Origin of the sequence: Sphingobium lactosutens DS20, assembly GCF_000445105.1 — a bacterium.
GTDB lineage: Bacteria > Pseudomonadota > Alphaproteobacteria > Sphingomonadales > Sphingomonadaceae > Sphingobium > Sphingobium lactosutens.
Genome location: NZ_ATDP01000012.1, coordinates 1 through 1,410 on the forward strand (window position 1 = coordinate 1; position 1,410 = coordinate 1,410).

Annotated in this window: 1 protein-coding gene and 1 pseudogene; both read left to right on the forward strand. The window is 59.4% G+C overall.

The window, feature by feature from the left end; genetic code table 11:
- Positions 1-214 (forward strand): annotated as a pseudogene (locus tag RLDS_RS0127340) (ParB/RepB/Spo0J family partition protein); the annotation flags it as partial.
- A gap of 80 nt (positions 215-294) precedes the next feature.
- Positions 295-1,410 (forward strand): replication initiator protein A (locus RLDS_RS29295; RefSeq protein WP_021224248.1); only part of this gene is annotated, 1,116 nt, incomplete at its 3' end.

A 1,410-nucleotide genomic window follows, 5' to 3' on the forward strand; every position in this document is an offset into this window, starting at 1 on the left:
CCTGGCCGCGGCCGTGACACCTTCCAGGCCTGCGCCTTCGCCAAAGGCGAAGCCGGCTCTGACGGCAGCTTCGGGCAAGGAGATCGGACAAGTTCTCGCCGATACCAAGGCGAAGGGCATCACGATCAACATCAATCCAAAAGGCCGCGCATCGGTCGATGAGATTCTGGACGCACTGCGTCCGGTCATCGAGAGCGCGAGATTTGCGCGATAATGAGAATCCACAATAAATCTTTTATTTTCAAATCGTTATGATGGAGTAAAACGCGTTTTACGCGTGTTGCAGGACATGAGATGCCACAGGACTACCGCGAAGACGGTCAAGTAGACCTCTTTCTGCCGCAACTGACGGCACTGCCGCTTCGCGACCAGCGCGAAACGATGGAACGCCCATTCTTTTCCCTGTCCAAGCGCAAGCGCCTGAAGCCGATCGACTATGTCAGTCCGGACCGAAAAGTTACCGTCCATGTTTCGGCCAACTCGGAATATGGCCTCGCCACGATCTACGATCTCGACATCCTGATCTACTGCGCCTCGGTGCTCATCGAACATAAGCGCCGCGGTGCGAACGACATTCCGCAAACCTTGAACGTCGTGCCCTACGACATGCTCAGGACACTCAAACGCGAGGTCGGCGGCCGAGCCTATGACTTGCTGGGCAATGCGCTTGACCGTCTGCAGTCAACCACGGTGAAGACCAATATCCGCTCGGGCGACGCTGTCGAAACCACTTTCTCCTGGATCGACAGCTACAGTCAGCTCAAGGACCGCACGGGCAACGTGCGAGGTATGCGCATCACCCTCGCCAAGTGGTTTTACGACGGCGTGCTGATGGAAGGCGGCGTCCTCGCGATCGATCCCGCCTATTTCTCGCTCACCGGGGGGAGAGAACGCTGGCTGTACCGGGTTGCGCGCAAGCACGCCGGCGGCGCCGGAACGGACGGCTTCGCGATCTCCATGCCGACGCTGTTCGAAAAATCGGGCGCGGAAGGTGACTATCGTCGCTTCAAATTCGAGATGACCAAGATCGTCCGGGAAAACGCGCTGCCGGGTTACGCGCTCGAACTGGAATTGCGCGCAGAGGCCGAACCGTTCCTGCGCATGGTCAGGCGCAACCTCACGAGCGAACCCGGAGCCCCCTCCCCTGCCCTGGTCCAGACTGCACCCACGCCTGGCCGGGCTACTCCTTCCGCACAAGACAAGGCGATCGACGAACCGCCGATCGCCTTCCCGGAATATGGACATATCGCCCATAGCGCCTTTGGCGCCATCGCACGGGCCAACCTGCCCGAACCGCAGCGTGACCACGGCATGGTCGCCGACGACTTTCGGTCATTCCTGAGGCAGCGCGAAATCGCATACGACGCCAGGAACATCACGCAGATCTTCGCAACATTCTGTTCGAAGCAA